Raw genomic sequence first — 24,176 nt, forward strand, 5'->3', positions numbered from 1 at the left:
GCACCAACATCGTCAGTAACGGTGTAGGGAATAGTAATCACTTGCTGCTGACCAAGGCCTAAATGCTGGTAAGCAACATTGGCTGGATCGAAACTGTAACTGCCGTTGCTATTGAAGATAAATCCGGCTGGTGCTGCAGCATTTAGACTGTAACCCAACACGGCATTGGCATCAGCATCAGTCGCCATCACTTGGCCGGTCACTATGGCAGCATCTTCTGCCACACTAAAACTTGAGGCCTCAGCTACTGGCACATCATTGGTGCCTGTTACCGTAATGAGTACTGTTTTAGGAGCACTTACTCCTCCATCGTTATCAATAGCGGTATAAGTAAAAGTTACCGTTCGAGTTTCACCTGGTGGCAAATTGTTAAAATCTTTACCGGGATTAAAGGTATAACTTCCATTAGGAGTGAAGTTTAAATTACCTAGTGTCACATCGGTGACCAAAGTATAACTGGCAATAGTACCATCCACATCTGTTGCTTCGGGAACCTGGCCAGAAAGTACTGAATTTTGTTCCGTGTCTACATCCATATCAGAAGCTATTGGAGCATCATTTGATCCTTGGATAGTAACGATAATTTCCTGAGCCGTTCCGTCAATAGAATGTATGGTAAACGAATCAGTAATAGTCGCCGTGCCTTTTAATGCCTGGATAGCAGGGTTATTATTATCCAAATGATAAACCCATACCCCATCCTCAGTGATACTAAAAGTACCATAGCCCTTATTACTATTTTCCTGGGAAATTTCTTGAAATTTATTATTTGGATTATCGGGATCTACTGCGAATAATTGGCCACTAAATTCAGGCTCTCCCTGAATAAGATTATTTATTCCCCCAGCCTCAACAACAAGGCCGCTGGTAGCACCAGAAATGACTGCCGCATCATTCGCGCCATGAATCGTAATTTGAACTTGTCGCTCGACGCCATTCACAGTGTCCACTGTAAAAGTTACAATTTTGGTCTCACCATCTTTCAGCGCATTGAGTGGCTGGGCATTATTATCCAATTGATAAGACCATTTTCCTGAAGACTCAATAGTAAAAGTACCAAATGAATCGCTTTTAGTCGCAGCAACAAAATTATTTGCCCCCGCTAAATCACCACCTACAGTTGAAACACCAAGAATTGGATTATTAACACTGCCCCCTTCCTCTGTAACAGAGCCAGAAAGAATGCTGTTATCAATAAAATCGGACGCGCTAGATGAAATAAATGTGTTTTGATTATCTGAACCCGAGTATACAATCCCCTCAGGATTGTAATCGGTTATATAATTAGATATAGGTCGAGTATCAATGCCTGAAAATACCAGCCCGGAACTGTATAGCGGATCGATATAAAATGCGTCCCCACCTGAACCGATAGTATCAACTCCGGCAGCAGTGGCTCCTAAAATATCAAGAATCAGTGCAGGATCTATTCCTTTGGCCAAAGCTTCTTGTATTATTTCTTCATTCGCATCAAAAACACCGGGCTTTAAGACTGGGGAGATTCCATCAAGCCTCAATGGTTTATCAAGAGATAAGACTTCAGGAAATCCATTAATAAACTGAACGTAAGCCTTTCCACTTAATAAAGTAAGTACATCTCCCTGATGCAGCGGAGCTCCGGTCTTAACCAGATGTGCCTCTCCTGCAGAGTTTACTTTCTCGAGTATTCCATTCAGGGCTCTTACTACTCCAACAACCGCTTGCATTAACATGAGCCTTCCCCATAAAAGTGCAACTTCCCAAGTAAAGCATAGCTCAACCGGGAATCAAAATGCATAATTCATTGTAACAATGTTGTTAAAATTTGAATCATGAGCAATTACGAAATACATTAATACTTGGCCATCCAGGATAAATATTAACAAATCATCGATAAAGTAACTCTATTAATTTACAACATTTTATTAATAGCTTACAAAATAATTTAATAATATTAATCAGAAATAAAATAATTACGAATATGTAAAGGGGCGACGTCTCACCCACCAAGTTTTAGGCAAGACGTTTGCAATAAATCGTAGGAGTGTAATAGAACTAAATATGAGTGTTCTTTATGAATGTTTTTAGAATAAAATGGCTAATACAGCTTCGGTGCTAGCCATTGACATAGAGTTAAGCCTCAGTAATTAAATTACCGTTAGCAATTAAATGATTAAGAATATCCGTTGAGCTAGCAGTCGCAAAGGTAGCAGTTAAATCTACTCCAGATAATATGATGGTTAAAGCATTAGCTGAATTAAAATTACCGGCTCCATTTGGATCTACTGCAATAGTGGTATCCTCGCCAGATTTAGCCACATGCAAGTAATTATCCAGAGTATTTTCATTAAAATATTCATCGTCCAATATATCAGACAGATTCAAAATGCTGGCATCCTTATAATCATGTATGGAATTAGCCTTAAAGTCAGTGATGGTATCTTTTGTGCCCACATTAACATCACTATTATTCCAGGCAAAAATATCCAGCCCTCCGCCTCCAGTCAGAATGTCATTACCTGAACCACCGACTAACAGATCATTGCCTTCTCCACCATTTAGAATGTCATCTCCTGCCATCCCAAATAAAAGATCATCACCATTGCCACCAGAAAGAATATCATTACCATCGGTACCATGCAGTTCAATACCTACTGCTGCAACTATGTGTTCAGAAACAGCAGGCTCAGGTACAGCAACTGGTGCATTCTGAACATCCGCATTATCCGAGATTGTACTTGCTAATTGTTCAGTAACTGGTTGTTGTACTCCATAATAAGATTCAGGAGTAATATCATTTTCCGTGGTAAACTGATGTATAAGAGTATCAATGTTAATAGTCAGTCCACTATCCGGATTCGAAATTAAGGCTGTATCCAGTTTATCCTGCCAGTGCTCCAGAACAGTTGTAAGTTGCGTATTAAATGCAGTCAGTTGCGTTAGATTTATATCAGCACAAATATAAGCAAAAACAATCGCATTCAAATCATTCAATGTTTTCATTGATACATGACCCTGCAATGCCAAATCCATCATTTGAGCATAATTGCCTTGAGTTATATGTTGCACTTCACTGATTACGCCTAAAGCATTCTCACCGGGAGCTAATGTTGCAAGGCTTGTCTGCAAAGCCTTCTGGCTGTCAGACATAAATTGCAGCATAGTTGGATTGGCAAGCTCACCTAAACCAAGATATGCGGAAATTGATTGAAGAAAGTGTATATCGCTAAAATCAGCAACCTTACCCTCCGGAAGATCCAGTAATGCCTTGCTGATGGCTCCAAATACCAAGAATGAAACCTGTGCCTCATCAGCGGAAAAATGTACGGCAGCCAATTCAGCAAACTGAACCGCTGCAGTCATTACTGCGGCATTCTGTGCAAGTATTTCATCAGTGCCAGTAATTGGGTTTAGAGCAATCAAACCGGTCCCTTGCGGTAAACCAAGATGAGATACCAACAGTGCATTAGCCGTACTGTAGTCTATGCCAGCTTCCAGTAGAGGCTGTAAAAGACTGGTAAGAGGTGAGATTACTTCTGAGCCCACGGGACCAAAAAGATTAATCTCATAACTTAAACCGGTGTCAATATCCAGTCCACCAGTTTGTACTGCACGAGCTTCACCAAGCGTGAATAGCCCATCACCATTCACATCCAGTTTTGCAAGATCAACCACCCATTGAACATGCCCGGATTGATCAGAAAAACCAAGGAGCTCACCTTCATCCTCCTGATTGTTGCCATTAAGATCAATGTAAACAGTCGCTCCAACAATTGTGCCATCAATAGTTGCAGTGCCGCCAGTAATGGTGATCGCACTGTTCGCGTCATTCAATGTGCCATTTGGCAGAGTGATGTTAAAATATTCTGTAGTTCCACCAACGTAGCTCACGGTGATAAGGTAGGTATTTGCAGAGTCAACGGTAGTGGCAGCAGATACTGTTACCCCGATGATTGATTCTCCGGAAATAACAATACGATCGCCCTCTATTGCGTTAAAATCAGTAATGATATCGGTAGAAGCTGTTGCTATTGAACTACCTCCGTCCCCTCTGACAAAGATAAAACGATCAGCCCCTGTGCTTCCCGTCAGAATATCATTTCCTGCTCCCCCGTAAAGTCGGTCATTTCCAGCACCACCATCAAGAATGTCATTACCACCCTGGCCATAGAGTTGATCATCCCCATCATCCCCAGAAAGAATGTCATTACCTTCCCCTGCATAAATGATATCCTGAGCACCTGTTCCTGTAATAGTGTCATCTGCTGCTGAACCAGAAGATAAAAGAGCATCCACAAAAGTAACAGTCACACTTGAAGAGGACGAATCCCCATCAAAATCAGTCAAAGTAAAATTCATGACTTCAGAGAATCCGTTTATTACTTGTGAGTTGATAGGTCGGTGATAAATATAAGTACCCTGATTTAGAGCTATCTCAAAGACACCTCCACCAGAAGTATTAATACTTAAAATGCTGTTTGCTACATTAAACGCACTGCGGTCGGCACCTGTGACAGTGATAGAATTGGAGACATAATTAAATGTGTACGTTGTTCCTTCAACGGTAATCGAACTGACATATCCGCCATCAGCACCGAATACATTGTTTGTATAAAGTGAACCACCACTGACAAGATCACCACCAACAGCTCCATCCAGCAAAGTCGTATCCAAAGTGGCATCCAGATCAGCAGTATTTCTTACTAAAATCGCATCGGTATTTACTCCGGTACGCCCATCATACGCAATCGGATGTAGGTATGAAATATTAGTTATTCCAGTTCCCATACCAATTGCAAATGAATTAATGTGATTATTCTTCAGAAAGTTGAGCCAGATGCTTTCTTCGGCTGCCTGAATCCCAACATCAGCTCCTGTTTGGTTAGTTCCAGTACCATTTGGACGAGGACTTTCAGTGCCATCTGATAAAATCAATGGAGTACCGGAGCCAAATGTTGGCTCTCCATCTGAAAAAAAGTAGCTGACATTTTGTGCACCAGCAATTTTACCATTCGAATCAAATGCATTGATGGCATCAGCAAGGGCCTCATCATAATTTGTGCCCCCCTCAGCCCTCAATGCATTGAGCTGAGCTTTCGCTTGAGCAACGGTCGTCCATGCAGAACCTAATGCATTGGCATTAGTTGAAAAGGTCACAATTCGAACACGCACATCACCAAGACTTTCGTATTGCTCTAATAAACGGGTAATTGATGCTTGCGCATTAGCAAGACGTGTAGGACCTCCAGCAGTGTCTCTCAAAGCCATAGAGCCGGATATATCCAATACGATTAATAGATTAGTACTAATCAAGCTAAGAGTTTCGGTGATAGGAGTGGAAGCCGAATCTATTGGAGGAGGAGCATCATCTTCAACGCGAATGGTTAATGTACTTGTAGTAGTTGAACTGCCATCAGAGACATGTACTCCAAAAATGATGTCTTTAGTGTCTTCTACACCAGACTCAGGATGATCAATAGGGCCTGTTAAAGTAAAGACATAATTGCCATTGGCATCCACAGATACTGTCGCAATAGGTATCCCATTTGCAGAGCCTGATAAGATGCCTGTGTCACTGAGACTCCATGTGATTGGTACACCATTCGAAGTCAGAAGCTCCTCTGGCGCAGTCAAGATAAATATAAACTCAGTAGAATCGATATCAGTTACGTGGATAGTGCCGGTCACCATAGTGCTATCAGTAGCATCAGAAGTGCCAATAGAGTCAGGTATTCCTAAGGGCAACCCTTCTTCAGAAACAGTGCCAAAAGCAGGCTCAACAATCGGAGGACTGTCAACCGGATTAACAATCACATTTACTGTACCAATCTCGGTTACTCCACCTGAAGTTACTGTATATGTGAAACTGTCTGAACCACTGTAGTTAAGATCAGGAATGTATTTTAATGTACCATCTGCACTAAAGACAACTTTACCGTGTGCTCCTTGAGTGACTGCAGTAACCATACGGTCTGAATTCTCAAAATGATCAGCACTTGCACCATTGGTTCCGGTAATAACATTAAAGCTTATCTCAGTATTTTCCTTGGTCACAACTTTGTCATCGACGACATCAGCCTCAGGTTCAACTGTGATGTTTATTGTCGCTGTAGTAGTACGGTTACCATCCACTATAGTGTAGGTTATCAAAGGAACAACACCGTTCCAATCTCCAATTGGAGTAAAGACACAATTACCATTCGCATCGAGATTTAAAATACCGACACCGTTTATGTAGACTTGTTCGCCTGCTTGAAATACGCTGTCCATACCCGCTATTGTAAACGTAGTCACCCTTGTGTCGGGACCGCTGTTGCTGTTATACAGCACATTGCCCCGAATCTCTGTGTCTTCATACAGAGTTGCAAAGTCATCACCATCAATTAGAGGATCTTGTACTGGCTGCACTGTAATAGATACGGTACCAGTTTCCGTTACTCCGCCTGAAGTCACGGTGTAAGTAAAACTGTCTGGACCAGTGTAGTTAGGCTCAGGAATATAGGTTAATGTCCCATCTGAATTAAAGACAACTCTACCATGTTCCCCCTGAGTGACTGATGTAACCACACGGTCTGGATCACTAAAATTATCAGCACTGGCGCCATTGGTTCCAATAATAACATTAAAGCTTATCTCAGTATTTTCATTGGTCAATACAACGTCATCGACGACATCAGCCTCAGGTTCAACTGTGATGTTTATTGTCGCTGTAGTAGTACGATCACCATCTACAGTGGTGTAGGTAATCAAAGGAACAGGGCCGTTATAATCAGCAATTGGAGTAAAGGCGTAATTACCATTCACATCGAGATAAAAGGAACCCACACCGTCTATGAGCACTTGTTCGCCGGCTTGAAATTCTCCAGCGATATCGGCTATTGTAAACGTAGTCACTCTTGTGTCGGGACTTCCGTTGCTGTTATACAACACATTGCCAGAGATACTGCGGTCTTCAACAACAGTAACAAGCTCATCTCCATCAGCTAATGGCTCTTTAACTTCCACTACAGTAATGGATAAAGTAGAACTGGTTTCAATAGCGCCATCAGTTACCTTGTATATAACAGTGGGAGCGGAACCATGGTAGTTGGCACCAGGAATAAAGGAAAATAATCCTTTTTCATCAATAGTCAATTCGCCTACACCTTCGATATTGGCCATTTGTCCAGATTGATATTCGACGTCATATCCCTCAATCATGAAACTGGTAATGGATAGAGCATCTCTTTCTGGATCACTGTCATTTTCCAATACATTACCGAACGCGCGATCACCTTGCATTATCGATATAAAATCAGCTTCTGCTGATGGAGCATCATTACTTCCTACTATTATTATTTTAATTTCAGTTTTATCACCCTCTTGAGTTTCAGCAATGAAGATCAACTCTCGTTGCTCTCCTTCTTTCAGAGCATTAACTATGGGATTCTCATTATCTAATGTATAAGACCATGAATCAGCATCTACCTTGAATGTTCCCATATCGTCAACGACTGTTTGAGTTTTAAAACCGCTAGCACTTGTTAATTGCGCTTCAAATCGTGATACTCCACCAGTTGAATTATTGAAGCCGCCGGATTCAGTTACTTCGCCCGAAAAAGTTCCTCGGATTGGTTCTGGAAGGTTGGGTTTCTCAACGAGAACGGGGCTCTCAGTAGCAACAATTGAGGTTTCTGATATAGGTTGATAAACAACGCCGTCTAGCTCTGAGTGATCATAATGGAAACTCAACGACAAAGTATCAAACCCGGAAGTAATTACTCCTGAACCATAGATAGGATTAACATAAAAAGAATCGCCGCCAGAACCTATAGCTTCTAGACCAGAAGCCGTTGCTTCCAGAATATCCAGGATTAATGCAGGCTCTATACCTTTAGAAACGGCTTCTTGAATTATTTCTTCATGTACATTAGTCGGATTAAATTTTAAAGACGGTGAAATATCAGCAAGAAGAAGAGGTTTATACAAAGCCAAGGCTTCAGGAAAGCCATTAATAAATTGCACATAGGCCTCCCCGCTTAATAAGGTAAGCATGTCACCTTGATGCAATGGAGCTCCGGATTTTACAAAATGTGCCTCCCCTGCTGAATTAACTTTTTCTAGTAGACCGTTAAGTGTTTTTACTACTCCGATAACTGTTTGTGCTAACATACGATACACCTCAGCCAGATTACAACGTCACAGCTATCTCCTTGCCATTAGCTCCATCCCCATTAGTATAATAATAAACCATACTGACCAATATGTTGTTACAAAAGTGTTAAATGTGGGATAAAAGTGCGATTTAATGTATTTTTGATGCCTTATTTATACGAATTATTTAAATATTGGCTTATCGCAATATTCAAAGATAAAAATAATGACCTATTCTGTCCGAATTAAAGAAACCACATAGAGCCTGAATTACAGATGTGTAAAGATCTCACCAAAATGAAGAATATAATGACCAAGAGCTTTGCTTTTAATTAATTTTTTTACAAAAAAATTAAACGATGAATCTCTCATTCACTACTTTCAGATAAAGATGTATTTCAACAAAACTAGAGTCTTCGAACGATTCGCTGCTCTGTTAAGCCTTCCTCTGATGGAACATGAATATTGAGAATATCTTTTATAAAAAATATGGCATACGCTATATACTAAGACAATAGAAGAAATCAATGAGTACTCATGAACTGGAAGGCACGATTAACGTATCATTTTTATGCCTGCGATCGCTTTGTACGTTTTGTTATCCAACATTTTATTAAAGATGATTGTACTTATATCGCATCCGCTCTCGCTTTTACTACGATATTAGCAATAGTCCCCTTAATGTCCGTGGGCTTATCTGTATTCTCTACGTTCCCTATCTTCCAAAATTTGGCAGAACCTGTTCAAAATTTTATCTTTGATAATTTTGTGCCCGCCTCAGGTAAAATAGTACAAGCCCATCTGCAACAGTTTGCATCACAAGTTTCAAAGCTTTCAATTTGGGGAGCTGCTTTTTTAATAGTTACCGCCCTCTTGGTCATGTTTACCATTGAACAAGCAATGAATAAAATCTGGCGGGTAAGCTCATCACGCCGTGGAGTTCCTGCATTTTTAATTTATTGGGCTATTATTTCTTTGGCTCCCGTAATTCTTGGTTTAAGTCTGGCAGCCAGCTCCTACCTGATTTCAATGCCCATGTTAGTTGCACATCATCCTCCCTCAATACTGCTCCATTACGCCCCGGTATTACTTTCTCTGGTAGGTTTTACTTTTTTATACGTCATTGTCCCTAATTGCCCAGTTAAAATTCATCACGCATTATGCGGTGCCTTAATTGCAACCATTTTGTTTGAATCGGCAAAGCAAGCCTTTGCTTATTATTTGATTCGCTACAATACTTATGAGCTACTGTACGGTGCCTTTGCTACCGTTCCCATATTTTTTATCTGGGTTTATTGGGTTTGGATTATTACCCTATTAGGAGCTGAAATCAGTTATGCTTTTTCAGTTCATCATCAACGCCGTTCTGGTAAATCACTGGATGGATTTTCACATGCCTTGCTCTGGCTGCATCAACTTTGGTTAGCCAAGAAAAATGGTCAAGGCTTAACCTATAATGAATTAATTGATGCCAGTAAACAGCCCTTCGCAGTAGATGTGGATGAAATGATTAATTCATTGATTAATAACGAATTGATTCATGCAACAGCCGACGGCCACTACATGTTAAGTCGTGATCTAGGGCATGTGAGCTTGTATGATTTAACCCAACTCCTCCCCTACCGTCTACCGACGCATATGGAATTAAATTACCCTAAATCATCGCTGGCAGAACAATGGAAAGTTGCATTCAGAAAAAATGATGAAGATTTACAAAAATCGTTAAACATCAAGCTCGAAGAGCTATTTAATAATAAAAACCAAAAACAAGAGCTTAAATAATTCTCTCTATTTTATAAAAATATGAGGGAATAGACGTGGCGTAATGCAGCTCATCTCAGAGGAATACTGGCCTATTTGTGTACAATCAGCAGGGGTGTATGGTATTGAACAAAATGAAGTGTGTAAAAAATAACAGGATCACTCCGAGCTCAGCGTAATTAAGGCTACTCGTTGTTTAATGGTCAGTGACATATTTCGTTCACGAAACCTCGTATATTAAATAAAACTTGGGCAGGGGCCAGGAACAGGAGTGGATGCAGCGTGTTCATCTAAAGCAGGAGCAAGAGCAACCCCAAGCCCTACTTCCACATCATCAGTTAAGTCAATCACTCCAATCTGGGCAGTGGCCTCATTAATACATTCAGTATTATCTGTCTTCAATGAATTTAAAAATCCGAGTAAGTATTTAATGGTCTTTAGTTGATTAGTCACTCCATCCAGTTGCTCTGGTGACATATTATGTTTTGATTTAAAAAAAGAAACTTCCATACTTAATTCAGATAATATTGCTTTATCTAATATTTTTTTCTCCACTAACTTAAGGCTACTTTCAAGGCAACTCAAATGAGTATTTTCAGCAAAAGACTGATAATAAAATACTGAAAATAAAGATAAAAGCCCTTTTTCTCTAGCCCAGGCACAATTGATACAGGCCATTTTTAATTTGTCAGCCTTATCTGAGCCATTATATATATCAAGTAATTTAATAAGATTGGTGCTATCAGTAAATAAGCATTGAAAGAATGTAGAATAAAGTGTTTTCAATATTTGTGCTCTGCTGCTTGATGACGCTAATGATTTATTCCAGATATCTCTGACATTACCCAAAATTCGAGTATCATCAAATGGCCTTTTTGGATTGATGCCGCCCAACATCCAATACAACAAAAATTCATAAGCTTTTGTGCCTTCCAACCGCTCAAAAAAAATGTTTGCTGAATACACATCTTTTTTATTCAGGAACTCGCTTAGGACATTGTAAGCCCCTATTTGTTCATCCGAGATTAATGAATCACTGTGTATAATCAGAATAATCCGCATACAGGTTGATACTTTGACGCCATTGCACTTTCGCTCAAGGTTTACCAAAGGATCTTGCTCCCCCTTAGGCTTTATATAATTATATAAATGCAAAACAACTAATTTATTAACATCAAATCGAGGCATGATAAAACTAATTAAGTAATAATAAATTAAATACTACAGATATAAGTCATGATGAACAAGATAATATCGAACAGAATATTAAAATTTCATTATGTAAATAAAACTCAGCATATTCCCTGAAACATGAGCACCATCTCCAATGATCAATTTGAGTACATGCGATTATAAAAATCAACCACAGACTGAGCCACAGAGCCTCTTTCTCGGATAACACCTCAGGACATATATCCATGTAGCATGCATTAGTAGCAAATAGCCCCATTCCTGAAAGAGCAGCTGCAGCACTCCCCTCCTCTAAAACCATCATACTGCGAGTACTCATTAATACATCAGGGTCTTCTGTCAGATTCTGTTGCACAAATAGTTTTAGATCTGACAGAGAAGGAGAACTATCGGCAAATGCCCACTCCTGCACTTTATTCAGTGTATCGATAGACATAAGGGATTTTAAAGATAAATTATTCTTTTTAGCATACTTACAAATCTCTTCTATACCCGCGTTATTTCCTTGCATAAAGGCAATATCAAGAGCAGTTTCACCTTTATCATTTTTATGATACACATTAGCCCCCTTATTTAATAACAGACGAAACAACTTATGATTGACATTAGAAGGAGAAAAGCAAGCAACAAGTAACGGAGTGTAGTGTTCTATACCAACGCAATTCACATCAATATTATCTGATTGCAAAAGCATCTCAACTATAGGTAAATCGCCACATTGGGATGCAATATAAAGCGGAGTTGAGCCATTGTTCTTTGCTTTATTAATATCAATATCCTTATGAGCCAATAAAAGCTTAATCGCTTCAATATGTCCCATAGAACATGCGATATAAAACGGAGTTACTCCCTTCTCATTTGCCGCATTTATCTTTATATCCTCGCGAGCCAACAAGAGTTTTATGGTTTCAATATGCCCTTCTTGACATGCAATATAAAGTGGAGTGGCTCCGTTCTTATTTGCTTCATTTACCTTTATGTTCTTGCAAGCCAATAAGAGTTTTATGGCTTCAATATGTCCTTCTTGACATGAAATATAAAGTGGGGTGGCTCCATAATTATTTGCTGCATTTATATTTATATCCTTGCACGCCAATAAAATGGTTATAAGTTCAGTATACCCATCTTGGCATGCGATAAAAAGCGAAGTTCCACCATTTAACATTGCGGTGATCTCTATATTTTTGTGAGCTAATAAAATTTTTATAATTTCAGTATGCCCATTGAGGCATGCGATTAAAAATGGGGTTACTCCGCGTTCATCAGCTTCATTGATGTTTATATCCTTACGAGCCAGCAATAGTTTTATGACTTCAACATGGCCATATTGACATGCAATATAAAGTGGAGTTTCTCCACATTCATCAGCTTTATTTACCTTTATATCCTTGCGAGCTAATAAGAGCTTTACGATCTCAACATGCCCATTTTGACATGCGATATAAAGCGGGGTTGCTCCATCATATGTTGCTTCATTTATCTTTATATCTTCATAAATCAATAACTGCTTAATGGCTTCAACATGTCCATTCAGACAGGAAAGATAAAGCAGTCCAACACCATGTTCATCATAAATAACGGTCTGCTCTGGGCTTATTGGATGTAAGCGTCTTAATTGTTCCAGTGCACTATTATCAAAGGCAAGTGGGTTTTGGTTAGTGACTAATGTGACATTAAAGACTATATGTTCTGAATTTTCGCTTAATGAATTAAATAAACTATGAGCCAGCTCTTCGGTATTTAATTCGCGGTAATAATTGCTAAGCTTCGAATATCTATGAAAATCATTCGTATCAACATACACCCAAGGCCTTTCTGAATGATGCTTATTGTATTTTAATAAAACACTGTGATTGCAGCTCATCGCCAGAATAGGAAGACTAGGATAACTACTCACGCCTATTGCTAAGTCGTTGAGATAATTCACTAAACCGGATTGATTAAACGCATAAGCCCTATCGAACAGTATCCTAAGAGGATAATGCTCCAGTTTTCCAGGATGGGTTAGATAATAAATATCATCAAGATTAGTATGGGTAATAAATCGATTGTTAAATACATCCTGATGAATATCGCAATCTAAATATAATTTAATTCCGTCATAAAATGCGAAAAGCTCAAGAAGTTCTATGTCTTGTTCACTTAATTGCTCTTCTTTCTTTTTAACCTTGAGTTTAACTAATTCTATCTTACGAATTAGCAAAGAAAAATTATCTTTATAGTGCTCAACAAGCTTCAGCCGCTTCCAAAATTGCCCTTCCTCCTGAGCAAGAATCGCTTGCATCAGCATACCGGAAAATCCTTGACATAGGCCGTCAGAATCTAATGGATAACCCAGCTGTTGTCCGAACTCAATCAAATCGAGATGATCCAATTTTTGCACAAAAACACCCCAAAAAAGATAGAATATACAATATTTTACCATTGGATCTATTTTTTTTTCAATGTATTAAAAAATGTCTCTGAGCAGTGCTCACTGCCATTAAGTTAAGGATTAATCCGTCATACTGAGGAGTTGGCTACGAAGGCTCTCTCTGGATTCAGGAGGTTCGCATATGCTCAGGATGACGTACTATTCTTAACTTAATGGCAGTGAGTATGGGGCTGGAGTAATGTTATTATAGCCGCGGGATTCCGTCCCTGATGACAGCTCAGAGCCGGTATTCCTGTTGTTGCTTACGCCAACAGCAAATAGCCCTACTCCTGAAAGGGTTGCTGCAACACCCATAGCTCTTTTGGTATTACTTAACGTCGTCGCGTAACGCACGGAATAATCCAAGGCAAACGCAGCAAATCCTACTGCAGCCAGAAGACCTAAACTCCTCATACTCACGCCACCGACTGATAAATCAGCAGGCAAATTCTGTTGCACAAATTGTTGTACATCAGCCATAGAATTAGAAATATCAGCAGACGCCCAATCTCGGGCTTTATTCCGTGTATCAGGAGACATGAGAGCGCTTAAAGATAAATTGTTCCTTTTCGCATACTTAAAAATCTCTTCAATCGCAGCACTGTTTTGTTGCTGAAAAGCAAGATCAAGAGCTGTTTTGCCCATAAGATTTTTATGGAACACATTAGCCTTGTGCTCTAATAACAGATGAAACAACTCATTGTTATTTACATTAGATGAAGAGAAACACGCCGCCAATAAAGATGTGTTTTGTCCGGAGACTATGCAATTAACATCAATATGCTCTGATTGTAAAAGCAAAACGAGCATGGATAAGTATCCATTTTGACATACAATAGACAACGGAGTTACTCCGTTATTCATTGCTTTATTTACTTTTATATCCTTGTGCCTTAATAATAATTTAATGACTTCAATATGTCCTTGTTGGCAGGCGATATAAAGCGGAGTGGAACCACATTCATCTGCTGCATTTACCTTTATATCCTTGCAAGCCAATAAAAGTTTTACGGCTTCAACATGACCATTCTGGCAAGCAATATAAAGCGGAGTAGCTCCATCATTAGTAGCTGCATTTATCTTTATATTTTCGTATGTCAATAACTGTTTAATGGTTTTAACATATCCATATTGACAGGAAAGATAGAGCAGTCCAACACCATATAGATCATACATTACAGCCTGATCAGAACTGATTTGGGGCTGGTTGCTTAATTGTTCCAGCGCACTATTCTCAAATAGGAGATGATTTTTGTTAGTGACTAATATGATATTAAAAACTATGTGCTCTGAATTATTACTTAATGAATAAAACAAACTGCGAGTCAGTTCTTTACTATTTAACTCACGATAATAGTTGGAGAGGTTTGGGTATCTTTCAAAGTCGTTCGTATCAACATACATCCAGGGTTTTTCTGAATTATGTTTGTTGTATTTTAATAAAACGCAGTGATTTGAGCTGTTGATTAGAATAGGAACATTAGGATAATTACCCACCCCGGTTTCTAAATCTTTGAGATAATCAGTCAAGCCTGTTTGGCGAAACACATAAGCCCTATCGAACAGTATCGTAAGATGATCATCTCCCAGTTTCATCGGATGAGTTAGGGCATAAATCTCATCAAGATTCATTTGTAAAAAATATCGATTGTTAAATACATCAACATGGTTGTATGGAGCTAAATATAATTCAATTCCCTCATAGAACGAGAAAAGCTCGAAAAGTTCTATATCTTGCTCGCTTAATGGTTCCTCTTTCTTTACCCGGAGTTTCACTTCTTCAATCTTGCTGAGCAACAAGGAAAAATTATCTTTGTAGCACTCAATAAGCTTCAGTCGCCTCCAAAACTCTTCCTCTTCAGCAAGAATGGCTTGCATTAGCATACCGGAAAACCCTTGACATAGACCCGAAGAATCTAATGAATAACCCAGCTGTTGTCCGAATTCAAGTAAATCAGTATGAGTTAACTTTGACACAACAAAGCCCCCAAAAATGACCCAATAGACAATATCTCACTATTAAGCCCATTAATTCAAGACGGATTACATGAAGAATTGCCACTGCTCAATACAGATCAGGAGGTAGTGCAATCATGGAAGTGAGCAGTAGTCTCTGATGATATCTCAGAACGTGTATTCTTGTTGCTCCAATGACTAACTGTTTATTCATGCATCGAACAACACAAAAATCAGTGGAAATAGAGAATGAACAGGAATGACAATGAATTTCCTGGGCTAAGCTTTGCTTTCACCCAGGATGTATTAAGTTGTTACTGATAATTAAAGGATATAACGTGCTAAATCTTCATCTGCCACTAACTGACCAAGATTTTTATCTACGTAAGCTTTATCAACATGAACTGATTCACCTGATTTATCAGTAGCTTCAAATGACACAACTTCTAATAAGCGTTCCATCACGGTATACAATCGGCGCGCACCGATATTTTCCATCCGCTCATTAACCTGCCAGGCCACTTCAGCAATACGTCTGATGCCTGTTTCATCAAAACTTAATGTCAGACCTTCAGTATCCATCAAAGCGGAATACTGTAATGTCAGTGAAGCACTGGGCTCAGTCAGAATGCGGACAAAGTCTTCAACTGTAAGTGCAGATAACTCCACACGAATAGGCAAACGACCTTGCAATTCGGCGATAAGATCAGAAGGCTTGGCTACGTGAAAAGCACCAGAAGCAATAAACAAGATATGATCGGACTTGACCATGCCATATTTCGTTGAAACGGTAGTTCCTTCAACCAGTGGCAATAGATCTCTTTGCACCCCTTCACGAGAAACATCACCGCCACCGCTTTCAGAGCGTTTCGCTACTTTATCCAATTCATCAATAAAGACTATTCCATTTTGCTCGACACTTTCTATTGCCCGGGCTTTAATGTCTTCTTCATTGATGAGTTTTGCCGCTTCTTCCTCACGTAATATCTTCATCGCTTTAGCGATAGTCATTTTACGTGTTTTGGTCTTTTGGCTGCCTACTTGTTGAAACATAGACTGTAATTGACTGGTCATCTCTTCCATGCCTGGAGGAGCCATTATCTCTATCCCAACAGGTGAACTGGCAATATCAATTTCTATTTCATTATCATTTAATATTCCTTCCCGCAGCTGCTTACGGAATACTTGCCGTGCAGCACCATCCCGCTCCCCTGGAGTCAAGGTACCTCTAGCTGGAGGCAATAATACATCTAAAACACGTTCTTCAGCCGCATCTTCCGCCAGATGTTCCACTTTTTTCATTGCTGATTCGCGTTCTTGCTTAATCGCGATATCAGTCAAATCACGTAGAATCGAATCAACATCACGCCCTACATAACCTACTTCGGTAAATTTGGTTGCTTCTACTTTAATAAAGGGAGCCTGGGCTAATTTGGCCAGACGACGGGCAATTTCAGTTTTACCCACCCCTGTTGGACCTATCATTAATATATTCTTAGGCATTATTTCGCTGCGTAAAACGGGATCTTGAATCTTCATTCGCCGCCAACGGTTACGTAATGCTATGGCCACTGCTCTTTTCGCATCATCCTGGCCAATAATATGTTTATCTAGTTCCTGAACAATCTCTCTTGGAGTCATTACTACACTATTATTTGCTGTCATCGTTCAATTCTTCTATGGTTAAATGATTATTGGTATAAATACAGATATCGCCTGCAATCGTTAAAGCCTTACGAACTATCTCTGCCGCCGATAGTTTCGTATTATCCATAAGCGCTTTAGCAGCAGCCTGAGCAAAAGGCCCGCCTGAACCGATAGCAATCAGACTTTCTTCCGGCTCGATTACATCGCCATTACCTGTGATGATTAAAGAGGATTTACTGTCTGCAACAGCAAGAACTGCTTCAAGACGTCTTAGCATTCTGTCGGTTCGCCAATCTTTGGCAAGCTCTACAGCTGCCCGAACTAAATGCCCTTGATGCATTTCCAGTTTGCTTTCAAAACGTTCAAAAAGAGTAAACGCGTCTGCGGTGCCCCCGGCAAATCCGGCAATCACTTTATCTTTGTATAATCTGCGCACCTTACGGGCATTGCCTTTCATCACCGTATTACCCAAGGTAACCTGGCCATCTCCACCAATAACTACCTGATTACCACGTCTGACTGAAAGTATTGTTGTCCCACGAAATTGTTCCAAGATAAAATCCTCAATTCATGCATAAAACCTGCAAATGGGGATGATAACTAAAAATTCAATGGGAGAGTGATTAAAAAAAGTAACATCACTATAAGTGTACCGAATTACCGCGCGTGACCACGGTATCCAGAAATTTCGCGCCATCTCTCAGAGTCAAGTAGTGATAATGCGAAGTAAGAACAATTTCCAAGGCTTTTAAGGAGTTACAAAAAAGAAACGCCATGGGGCAATGGATTTATTGCAAGATATTCTGCCAGACTTTGGCCTATATCAGCAAAACTGTCTCGGCGCCCAATAAATCTGCCCTGTAAGCCAGGCCCATAAGCAATAACAGGGATATGCTCTCTTGTATGATCAGAACCGGGCAAAGTAGGATCACACCCATGATCAGCAGCAATCAGCACAATATCCTCAGGTCTCAATAGCGCGGCCAATTCAGGAAGACGCGCATCAAACTCTTCAAGAGCATTTGCGTATCCTGCAACATCACGCCGATGACCATAAGATGAGTCAAAATCAACAAAATTCGTAAACACAAGGCTTCCTTCAGGAGCCGTCTCCATAGCAACAAGAGTGGCGTCAAATAAAGCCATATTACCATCTGCTTTAATTTCCTGAGTTACTCCCTGATGAGCGTAAATATCAGCAATTTTCCCGATAGAAATCACTTCGCGTCCAGCTTCTTTTAAATAGTCAAGCAATGTCTTTTCTGGCGGAAGAGTAGCATAATCCTTGCGATTAGCTGTTCTTTTAAACGTGCCTTTATTGCCAATAAATGGGCGGGCAATTACGCGCCCGATTTGATATTCATCCACCAATTTTCGAGCAATATCACAAAGTTCATACAAGCGTTGCAGCCCAAATGTTTCTTCATGTGCTGCAATCTGAAAAACACTGTCAGCAGAGGTATATACTATAGGTTTGCCCGTCCGCATATGCTCTTCACCAAGCTCATCAAGAATGGTAGTACCTGATGCATGTTTCTCACCCAGAACCCCGGGAATTCCTGCCTGCTGGATAAAATCATCGATAAGTTTTTTCGGGAAACAGTTAGGTTTGTCAGAAAAGTACCCCCATTCAAACGTAACGGGCACACCAGCAAGCTCCCAATGGCCACTGGGAGTATCCTTACCTAAACTTTGTTCCACCGCATAACCATAACAAGCTTCAGGCTCTTGTAACGTTGCCAGATCAACAAATTTTAATCCGGAACTAGCAACCGCTGCATGGTAAAGACCTAGCCTTGCAAGATGAGGTAATTTTAAAGGTCCTTGCCGTACACCTTTAATATCGCCCTCGCCTCGTTCACAAGCTTCATGAATGTGCACAAACGTATTAGCACCTTCATCACCGTAACGAGCAGCATCAAGGCTAGCACCAATTCCAAAAGAATCCATTAATAAAATACAAACACGTCCCACGATTAATTCTCAACTTGACGACAATGTGTTTCTTTTAACCCAAACAGCAATAGAAATGCAATAAATAATCCTATCGGCAAGATGATTGCAGCATGTTGGTACGCCTCTAAAAGATAAACCGGCACTCCATTAATAAGGTGCATACCACCATAATTAGTCAATAAAGAGCTAAACAGATTTTGATACACAAGGTAGCCGCCTTGAGTCAATATAGAAATAACACTCACCGCGGTTGCAGTCATCATGGGTGAACTGCTCTCTGCAACAAGTGCATAACTGATTACCTGAGCTGAAGTAAAAAATCCAAGCAAGAAAAACAAAATGGCCATAGTGCTCAACGACACAGGAAGATACAGAACAGCTAATAAAGTTACCATAGATGCCAGTACACCAGCCTTCATCGGTAAAATCCGCACGCCCATTTTATCTGAAAGCCAACCAACCAATGGCGCTCCAACTATAGCACCAAAAAATAACATGCCATTCACCATGGAAGCCTGCTCAGAACTCACCCCAAGTCGTTGCTCCAAATATAAAGTACCCATCATAGCACCAAATACGGCAATTGCCATATTCATCAGGCTGGTATAAAGAGCCGCGCGTAAATACTGGGGATTTAAATAAGCCTTTCTGGCAGCTGTTCTGATTTTAATGGGTTGACCTTCTTTTTTTATAGCGACTTCTGGTCGTTCTTTTATCCAGAAAAACATAACAATCAGCATAGCAAATCCAAGAATACCTACATTCTGTACCGCCTGCCGCCATCCGACGTAGGCAACCAGCTTGGTTAAAGGATATTGAGCCAGCATGCCGCCAGTCATTGCCATAGTAACAATAGCTCCAGTCACTAAGGCCATACGTTTTGGGGGAAACCAATGTGATGCCAATCGAACCGGGCCTAAAAAGCAAAATGCACTTCCGATACCGGTAATAAAACGGCAGAATAAAGCAAGATAAAAAGAATGGGAATAAGCCAAAATAAATGTGCTGACGACACAAAGTGACATGGCAATCAGGATGGTATTTTTGATAGAAAATCTGTCCAGAACCATACCAGCTATAAAGAGAAAAAGAACATTAGACAGATAATAAATACTGGATAAATAGGCCATTTTATCAGCCTGTATTTGATAGTCCTGCATGATGTTTGCAGCAATGGATGCAAACATATTTCCCTGTATGAATTCATAGAAAAAAAACAGCGTCGCGGCAAAACACACTACCCAGGGCAATAAAGCTGATTTGATATCAGCACATCCTCTAAAATCACCAACTGTCTGCATTTTTTCTCCTCTAAATTATCGTTTGCAGTATGTTTCACGGGTCATTAACACAGCAACTAAAGCTGCAACAACAGCTATGGGGAACATCCACATGGCAAATTGAAAATCTGCAACGGTATACTGTGTAACAGAAGTTCCAGCATGATGAGACATCAGATAGCCAAACATGACCTGCCCTACGCCCCCGCCGCCCATAATAATAACAGATGCGATACCAGTAGCAGCACCAGTATTTTCGGCATGGTTGCTTTCAGCAATTAATGGATAAGATATAACCTGAGTACTGGTAAAAAATCCAAGTGCAAAAAAGATAATACTCAGCATAGTTTGAGACAGTGTCACATGCATGAACAGGGGGATAACAGTAATTAAAGTTGCTATAGCCCCGATAACCATCAGCGGCTTTCTACGTCCTTGCGAGTCAGAAAGCCAGCCAACCAATGGACAACCAACAATGCTCCCCATAAAAATTAAGCTTACAACATTACTGGCTGCGATGTCGGGCAAATGATGAACCACTTGCAAATAACTGGCTCCCCATAACGCGCATAACACCATAATAGGTAAATTTAAAAATGAAGTAAAAATGCCGGCTAACCAATTTTGAGAATTAGATAATGCGCTGATAAAACTTGAAAGAATCTGGCCTTGATTTGTTCGAACACGAGCAGGAGAATCTGCCGGTCTGTCTTGTACAACAAGATAAATCCAAATCAGGAGTAAAGCACCAACAGCACCATCGATTAGTAAAGCACGGCGCCAACCAAATAGATCGTAAAGGTAAGCAAAAGGAGTATGAGCCATCATACCGCCGATAAAGGCCATAGTAACCAAAGAACCAATGACCAAAGCCTGTCTTCGTGGCGGAAACCAATTAGAGACAAGAACCACACAGGATAAAAAACAAAATGCGTTACCAATGCCTGAGAGAAAATGGAAAAATGAAGCAAGAAGAAACGAGTTGGTCAGAGCGAAACCCACGGTTCCAACAACACAAACCAACATGGACGTCAAAATAACCTTACGTGTGGAAAATCGATCCAAAATAATTCCTGCTGGCAACAAAAACAGAATATCTGCCCACAGATACGCACTGGACATCCAGCTTAATTGAGTTGCATCTATTTGAAATTCTTCACGTAAAGGCTGATTTATTACGTCGAAAATATTTAACTGAAAAAACTCATAGAGAAAGAATAGACCGGCTGATAAGCAGACGATCCAAGCCATTAGGTCACCACGAGGTACAAATGCTCGCGAATCTACTGCGACAGAATGCGACACTATAACTCCTTATCCAGGCCGAAAAGTTGCGGCGGATTATAACAAAATTTAAACGGAATTGGTATCTTTATTGAACAATTTATTATTATTTTCTAAAAATCCCGCCTCACCGCGTTTAAAATGCAAGCGACACGTGGAAACATAAGATTCATTTCCACCAATTAAAACCTGTTCCCCTTCTACTACAGCTTTGCCTTCATCATCGATTCTCATATTCATGATGGCTTTGCGCCCGCAATGACAAATCGTTTTTAATTCAATCAGCTCATCAGCCCAGGCTAGCAAGTGCTGGCTACCAGGAAATAATTCACCTCTGAAATCAGTTCGTAAACCATAAGCAAGTACCGGTATAGACAGATTGTCGGTAATTTCGGTTAACTGATGCACCTGTTCACGAGTCAAAAATTGTGCTTCATCAATAAGAACGCAGGCATACTTAGTCCCTTGTTGCTGGAACTCTTGAGTTATTACATGTAAATCATCGCGGTCGCTGAATGCGAACGCTTGTTCTGTGAGACCTATACGCGAGCTGATAGTACCAAATTGATAACGCGTATCGATTAATGGGGTAAATAACAGAGTCTGCATGCCTCGTTCTCTGTAATTATGACTGGATTGTAACAAAACAGTGCTTTTACCAGCATTCATTGCAGCATAATAGAAATATAATTTCGCCATGTAATTTTTTATTAATCTGGATTGGGGCGCTACTTTACTATGAGTTGCATCGAGAAACTACCGCTAGCTTGAATTAAATTCTATTCAAGCCAAGCCACAACCACTGATGCTTACAGTTAATCCTCTAACAATTCAGTACTGGGCTGTGCATCAACAATAAATTAACTTTTTTATGACGAATGATTTTAATCTGGGTAAATTTTGAAAATAATTCAGAGGGAATATCGCCAACATTACGTGAATCTATCACAAAATAATTATCCAGATGATTAGAAAGTAAAGCGCATAACTGATGCAAATCCCGCGTCGCTTTAACTTTTCCAGACGAATAAAATTGTGCCGAAAACCAGACATCAAGATCCCAATAAACAAGATGGCTTCCAGGTGTCGGGTGCTGATTCAACCACGCAGTAATCATTGGCTTTTGTGTTTTGGCCACAAGCTCAGGTTTTAACTCAAACACCAAAGTGGCGGCAAGAAAGCCCACACCACATAATGCAGCGGAACGAAGGAGCAGTTTACCTTTCACAAGGGATTGATTCGAGCGCATCCAGACTTCAGTAAAAAACAATGCAAAAGCAGGTAAAGAAGGAAACACATAAGGATAGATTATATTGCTGGAGAAGGTAAAAAAACACAGTGGGCCTGCCATACAAATGAAAATATAACTCATCCATCCATCATCATCACGAAAAAAAGAGGGTAACGATGCAGCATTTTTTAAAAGCCATACTCCTCCCAAAATACTCCAGGGAAGAATACCAATTAAAGCATAAACCCAGATCATTCCTAGAGGTTCATGATGCACCATCCCATATTTGTCTCCGGTCCAACCTGGTATTAAAAACCGATTTAAATGCTCACCAATGATAAAATAATTCAGGAACCCAGGAGTTCTTAGTTCAGCAAGTACATACCAAGGAAGTGCTATGGCCAAAAGAATCAAAGTACCTTTTATCCAAGGAAGTCTTTTCCAAAGATTAATCCATTCATTACGCAACAAAACCCAGAAGAATATCGGGAGAGCCACCAATACTACTGCAACAGGGCCTTTAGCTAATAACCCCAATGCCAAAGCGATAAAGAACCAATAAGACCAGATTTTACTGTTATTAACCAGAGCATGCCAAAAAGAAACCAATGCCAGAGTAGTGCAAAAGACGAGAGACGGATCCGTCATTACTGTACCCGCATCAAGATAAAAATATAAAGAGCCAGCAAGCACTAAGGTGGCAATCGTGGCGGCCATAGAACCGCTTTGTTTTTTCGCTAAATCCCATATAAGCCAGAGTACCCCCATTGATAACAATAAACCAGGCAAGCGAGCTGCGAATTCATTAACCCCCAATAATTTCATAGAAATGGCAGATAACCAGACAGACAAAGGAGGTTTTGCCCAGAAAGGAACCCCATAATCATGCTGCGGTGTAATCCAGTTACCGGTTTCGAGCATTTTACGCGCTATTTCACCATAGCGTGCCTCACTAGGATCATTTAGAGGAATCAAATAACTGACGATTATTCGACACAGCAACAGAAAAAGCAGTACAAATAAGGCATGGGTAAAGAATTGTTGTTGCTGTTGCTGATCATCATTTTTTATATTCAAAATATACCTCAAAACCTGACTCTATTTAAAATTCATTGCCAGCAAAAAGCTGCACCCGCTGGACTGCACTTCGTTTAGCACCAGCCTACAGAAGATGGTGCACTTCAGCCCGAAACAGACCTGAATGTAGGCTGGTGCTGAGTTTACGAAACTCAGCAATAGAGCACCTATAAAAACCATATGATTCTAAAAGCGCATTATGCTACTCCTTATACAAATTAGATCAATGCTATTTTTGTTTCAGCCTCTCATTAAATCAAAAAAACAG

At 40.1% G+C, this 24,176-nt stretch carries 13 protein-coding genes; 1 reads left to right on the top strand and 12 read right to left on the bottom strand.

Annotation, left to right across the window (positions count from 1 at the left end; translation table 11 throughout):
• A partial coding sequence (locus Q0495_RS16380; protein WP_298628295.1) for a VCBS domain-containing protein occupies window positions 1–1,712 on the bottom strand: 1,712 nt, incomplete at its 3' end.
• A 400-nt stretch (window positions 1,713–2,112) separates the two neighbouring features.
• Window positions 2,113–8,130 (bottom strand): Ig-like domain-containing protein, encoded by a 6,018-nt coding sequence (locus tag Q0495_RS16385; protein ID WP_298628298.1) that lies wholly within the window; start codon window positions 8,128–8,130, stop codon window positions 2,113–2,115.
• Window positions 8,131–8,649: 519 nt separating this feature from the next.
• Here Q0495_RS16385 and Q0495_RS16390 point away from each other — a divergent pair.
• Window positions 8,650–9,894 (top strand): YihY family inner membrane protein, encoded by a 1,245-nt coding sequence (locus Q0495_RS16390; protein ID WP_298628301.1) that lies wholly within the window; start codon window positions 8,650–8,652, stop codon window positions 9,892–9,894.
• 216 nt (window positions 9,895–10,110) lie between these two features.
• Here the strand turns inward: Q0495_RS16390 and Q0495_RS16395 are convergent, their stop codons facing one another.
• The 10 genes from Q0495_RS16395 to Q0495_RS16440 all read right to left on the bottom strand — a co-directional run bounded on the left by Q0495_RS16395 (window position 10,111) and on the right by Q0495_RS16440 (window position 23,908).
• Complete coding sequence (locus tag Q0495_RS16395) at window positions 10,111–11,061, bottom strand: hypothetical protein (RefSeq protein WP_298628303.1); 951 nt, start codon at window positions 11,059–11,061, stop codon at window positions 10,111–10,113.
• A 46-nt stretch (window positions 11,062–11,107) separates the two neighbouring features.
• Entirely contained in the window at window positions 11,108–13,447 is a 2,340-nt protein-coding gene (locus tag Q0495_RS16400; RefSeq protein ID WP_298628305.1) for an ankyrin repeat domain-containing protein, read from the bottom strand.
• 195 nt (window positions 13,448–13,642) lie between these two features.
• Window positions 13,643–15,454, bottom strand: coding sequence for an ankyrin repeat domain-containing protein (locus Q0495_RS16405; protein WP_298628309.1), 1,812 nt, complete (start codon window positions 15,452–15,454; stop codon window positions 13,643–13,645).
• Window positions 15,455–15,757: 303 nt separating this feature from the next.
• Window positions 15,758–17,098, bottom strand: coding sequence for an ATP-dependent protease ATPase subunit HslU (gene hslU, locus Q0495_RS16410; RefSeq protein ID WP_298628312.1), 1,341 nt, complete (start codon window positions 17,096–17,098; stop codon window positions 15,758–15,760).
• Complete coding sequence (gene hslV, locus Q0495_RS16415) at window positions 17,085–17,633, bottom strand: ATP-dependent protease subunit HslV (protein WP_298628316.1); 549 nt, start codon at window positions 17,631–17,633, stop codon at window positions 17,085–17,087. The genes hslU and hslV overlap by 14 nt, the downstream gene beginning before the upstream one ends.
• A gap of 203 nt (window positions 17,634–17,836) precedes the next feature.
• Complete coding sequence (locus Q0495_RS16420; RefSeq protein ID WP_298628353.1) at window positions 17,837–19,057, bottom strand: phosphopentomutase; 1,221 nt, start codon at window positions 19,055–19,057, stop codon at window positions 17,837–17,839.
• Complete coding sequence (locus Q0495_RS16425) at window positions 19,057–20,337, bottom strand: nitrate/nitrite transporter (protein WP_298628319.1); 1,281 nt, start codon at window positions 20,335–20,337, stop codon at window positions 19,057–19,059. The genes Q0495_RS16420 and Q0495_RS16425 overlap by 1 nt, the downstream gene beginning before the upstream one ends.
• Window positions 20,338–20,352: 15 nt before the next feature.
• Window positions 20,353–21,621, bottom strand: coding sequence for an MFS transporter (locus tag Q0495_RS16430; RefSeq protein ID WP_298628322.1), 1,269 nt, complete (start codon window positions 21,619–21,621; stop codon window positions 20,353–20,355).
• 48 nt (window positions 21,622–21,669) lie between these two features.
• Window positions 21,670–22,299: a thymidine kinase gene (locus Q0495_RS16435; RefSeq protein ID WP_298628324.1), complete on the bottom strand. Its 630-nt coding sequence runs from the start codon at window positions 22,297–22,299 to the stop codon at window positions 21,670–21,672.
• A 124-nt stretch (window positions 22,300–22,423) separates the two neighbouring features.
• Window positions 22,424–23,908, bottom strand: coding sequence for a glycosyltransferase family 39 protein (locus tag Q0495_RS16440; protein WP_298628327.1), 1,485 nt, complete (start codon window positions 23,906–23,908; stop codon window positions 22,424–22,426).
• Window positions 23,909–24,176: the final 268 nt, after the last annotated feature.

Source organism: uncultured Legionella sp., assembly GCF_937871865.1.
Classification (GTDB): domain Bacteria; phylum Pseudomonadota; class Gammaproteobacteria; order Legionellales; family Legionellaceae; genus Legionella.

Bases quoted from the DNA above. Each gene is read 5' to 3' on its own strand.
- Q0495_RS16385 (WP_298628298.1), bottom strand. From the start codon at position 8,130: ATGTTAGCACAAACAGTTATCGGAGTAGTAAAAACACTTAACGGTCTA.
- Q0495_RS16390 (WP_298628301.1), top strand. From the start codon at position 8,650: ATGAACTGGAAGGCACGATTAACGTATCATTTTTATGCCTGCGATCGC.
- Q0495_RS16395 (WP_298628303.1), bottom strand. From the start codon at position 11,061: ATGCCTCGATTTGATGTTAATAAATTAGTTGTTTTGCATTTATATAAT.
- hslU (WP_298628312.1), bottom strand. From the start codon at position 17,098: ATGACAGCAAATAATAGTGTAGTAATGACTCCAAGAGAGATTGTTCAG.
- Q0495_RS16425 (WP_298628319.1), bottom strand. From the start codon at position 20,337: ATGCAGACAGTTGGTGATTTTAGAGGATGTGCTGATATCAAATCAGCT.
- Q0495_RS16435 (WP_298628324.1), bottom strand. From the start codon at position 22,299: ATGGCGAAATTATATTTCTATTATGCTGCAATGAATGCTGGTAAAAGC.